Source organism: Streptomyces niveiscabiei (genome assembly GCF_001419795.1).
GTDB classification, from domain to species: domain Bacteria; phylum Actinomycetota; class Actinomycetes; order Streptomycetales; family Streptomycetaceae; genus Streptomyces; species Streptomyces niveiscabiei.
Genome location: NZ_LIRL01001012.1, coordinates 1 through 3,433, shown reverse-complemented (window position 1 = coordinate 3,433; position 3,433 = coordinate 1). Strand labels below are relative to the sequence as shown.

At 68.4% G+C, this 3,433-nt stretch carries 3 protein-coding genes; 1 reads left to right on the top strand and 2 read right to left on the bottom strand.

Annotated features, from left to right (window positions below):
• A partial coding sequence (locus AOK24_RS38885; RefSeq protein WP_063799600.1) for a winged helix-turn-helix domain-containing protein occupies positions 1 to 1,186 on the top strand: 1,186 nt, incomplete at its 5' end.
• Positions 1,187 to 1,231: 45 nt separating this feature from the next.
• Here AOK24_RS38885 and AOK24_RS38880 read toward each other — a convergent pair.
• Together AOK24_RS38880 and hpf are read right to left on the bottom strand one after the other, a co-directional pair.
• Positions 1,232 to 1,978 carry a response regulator gene (locus AOK24_RS38880; RefSeq protein ID WP_010356950.1) on the bottom strand — a complete coding sequence of 249 codons (747 nt, stop codon included), beginning with the start codon at positions 1,976 to 1,978 and terminating at the stop codon, positions 1,232 to 1,234.
• Positions 1,979 to 2,181: 203 nt separating this feature from the next.
• Positions 2,182 to 2,880, bottom strand: a complete 699-nt coding sequence (hpf, locus tag AOK24_RS38875; protein WP_055724646.1) for a ribosome hibernation-promoting factor, HPF/YfiA family — start codon at positions 2,878 to 2,880, stop codon at positions 2,182 to 2,184.
• Positions 2,881 to 3,433 lie beyond the last annotated feature (553 nt).

Genomic DNA, 3,433 nt, shown 5'->3' with positions numbered 1-3,433 from the left:
CACCACCACCCTCACCCCCGACGAAGCCCGCCGCATCATCCTCAAGGCCCAGGGCCTCCTGGGCACCCCGGACCGCAGATCCGGCGTCCGAGGCACCCTCCGCCACCTCGGCGCGGTCCAACTGGACACGATCTCCGTCCTGGCCCGCTCCCACGAACTCATCCCGTACGCCCGCCTGGGCGCGGTGGGCCGCAAAACGGTGGAGTCCGCGTACTGGACCCCGACCACCCCCACCACACCCCCGCACGCGTTCGAGTACTGGTCCCACGCGGCCTGCATCCTCCCCATCGAGGAATGGCCCCACTTCGCGTTCCGCCGCCGCGCGTACAGAAACCGCCCCCACTGGAATCACACACTCCCGGACGGCGTCTACGACCAGGTGATCAAACAACTCCGCACGGAGGGCCCCCTGACGGCCACGGAACTGGGCGGCGCGAAGCGAACGAGCGACTGGTGGGACTGGTCGGGCACAAAGGTCGCGGTGGAACGCGCACTGATGTACGGCGAGGTCGTCTGCGTGGACCGCAGGGGCTGGAAACGCGTCTACGACCTGGCAGAACGAGCAATCCCGGCCCCCCTCCTGCACGACGACCTGCCGGACAGGGAATGCGTACGCCGCCTGGTCCGCCTGGCCGGCGAGGCCCTGGGCGTGGGCACAAGGTCGGACATCGCCGACTACCACCGCCTGAGAGCCGACCAGGTCGACGAGGTGATCGAGGACTCGGGCCTGATCCCGGTGACGGTGACGGGCTGGGGCAAACCGGCCTGGGCGGACCCGAAGTCCCTGGAGAACGCCCCGAGGGGCCGCCACCGTACGACCCTGCTCTCCCCGTTCGACTCCCTGATCTGGGAACGAGCGAGAACGGAACGCGTCTTCGGCTTCACCCACCGCCTGGAGGCGTACGTCCCGAAACCCAAGCGCGTACACGGCTACTTCGCGATGCCGGTCCTGGCGGGCGGCCGACTGGTCGGCAGGGTGGACCCGGCGAGAGAGGGCACCACGCTGGTGGCGAAGCAGGTCTCGCTGGACGGCCCGAAGGCGGTCCCGGCGGTGGCACAGGCCCTGGCGGAAGCGGCGAGCTGGGTGGACTGCACGGACGTCAGGGTGGAGCGGGTGACCCCCCAGGACCTCCAGGAGCCCCTGGCGACGGAGACGAGGAGGGCCCTGACCGCAGTCCTACGCTGAGGGGCCCGACCCCACGCCGAGAACCCCGCGCCGACACCCCACGGCTCACCGGATCTCAAGAATCTTCTCCCGCATCGCATAGACCACGGCCTCCATCCTGGAGTGCAGCTGAAGCTTCTCCAGGATGTTGCGCACATGGTTCTTCACGGTGTTCTCGGAGATGAACAACTCCTTGGCGATGTCCCGGTTGTTCATCCCGGTGGCGACGAGCTTGAGCACTTCGAGTTCCCGGTCGGTGAGCCGCGGCGCGGGCACGAGCCGCCGCTCGTCGGTCCGCTGGATCATCGATTTGAACTCGGTGAGCAGTTTGGACGCCATGGAGGGACTGATCTGGGACTGCCCGTCGGCGACGGCCCGGATCGCGGTGGCGACCTCGTCGGTGGAGATCTCCTTGAGCAGATACCCGGTGGCCCCCGCCTTGATCGCGTCGTAGAGGTCGGCTTCCTCATCGCTTATGGTCAACATGATGATCTTCGCGCTGGGCGCCACCTCCTTGATGGAGGTACAGGCCTCGATGCCCCCGCGCTTCGGCATCCGTACGTCCATCAGCACGATGTCGGGCAGCAGATCGGCGGCCTTGTCGACGGCCTCGGCCCCGTCCCCCGCCTCCCCGACGACCTGGATGTCCTCCTCGGCCGCGAGCACGATCTCCAGCCCCCGGCGGAACAGCGCGTGGTCGTCGACGACCAGCACCCTGATCGGCTCCCCCCGCGAGGTGCCCGCGTCCGGGCCCATGCCGACGACGCCGTCGCGCGCGTCCTCGTCCCGCATCGGTCCGAAGCTGTCCGCCATCGTTCCTCCCCCTGAGGCTGGGGCCGTTGGTCCTGTGCCATCGCCAACCCGAGGCAACGGCCCACTCGTTGAGCCGCCCTGGCCATGATTCCATGCCCTGGCGACAATGCGGTGACGGAGCAAGGCGTGAAGTGGTCGCACGGGGGTGCCCCTGGGGGCGCACACGCGCTCCAGGGGCACCCTGAGGGTCATCGCCGGCGCGGTCAGCCGCCGAGCGTGCCGCCGGGTTCGCCGCCGTGCGCCTGCGCGGCGATCATCGTGTCGGTCTGGAGGTGGATCACGCCGTAGTCGTAAGCGTGCCGCCGGTAGACGACGCTGGGTTCCTTGGTCTCGGAGTCGACGAAGAGGTAGAAGTCGTGTCCGACCAGTTCCATCTCGTAGAGCGCCTGGTCGAGGGTCATCGGTGCCGCGACGTGGGTCTTCTCCCGGACGACGAGGGGGCCGTCGCCCTGCACCTCCAGCGAGCCCATCTTCTTCGTGGGTACGCCGCCGTTGCGGCCGGCGTCGACCGGCTCGCCGTCGCTGCCGTTGAGGGTGGCCACGCCCGGGACGTGGTCGGGGACCTCCGCCGCCGTCAGCCGGCGGGATCCGCGCCTGGTGTAGCGCTTGTCGTGCTGCTTGCGCAGCTGTGCGTCGAGCTTCTCCGCCGCCAGGTCGAGCGCCGCGTACGGGTCGCTGGCCGCCGCTTCCGCCCGGATCACCGGGCCGCGGGAACGCAGCGTGATCTCCACCCGGTCCCGGTGGTCGGCCTGTCGGGGGTTCGGCTCCTTGGACACCTCGACGTCCAGGCTGATCACCTTGCCGTCGAGCTTCTGGATCTTCTCCAGGTTCAGCTTCTCGGCCACGTGCTTGCGGAACCGCTCGGCCACTTCGGTCTTACGGCCCTTGACGACGATGTCCACGCAGAACTCCGTTCCCGGATCGCTCCGCTCCGTCGCGGAGCGTCTCCCTTTCGCACCAGATTCCGGTGAGCCCCGGAACCTTCCTACTCGGTGACGTCCACCTCCTCCCCCGAAGGAGAGATCCACATCCTGGGCGGCGCGGGTCTTTTCCCGAAACCGCGCACGGCATTTCGGATTCGAGAGTTGCTGCCTGCGGCTTTCTCTCTGAACCGAACATATCTCGCCCGGACGGATGTCGTCACCCTCTACTCCGCCCTACCTCCGTTCAGGTGAATTGCGCCTCTCACCAGCTGCAACGAAGCGCCTTCTCGATCAGTTCCGGTTTATTTCAAAAGAATCCGGTGATCCCGCGACCACGGCCGCGCACAGCACCCCTCGCCGCCTCCTCTCCACCGGGTGAGGCCCTTCCCGGGCGACTTCACCGGACACTTCTTCACCTCCCCCCTCACACGCCTCCCCAACCACCCGCGCGGCTTCAGCGAGCGACGCCCCGGTGGTGACGATGTCGTCGACGAGCACGACAGCTCTCCCCCGCAGTACCCGCACCCCCGCG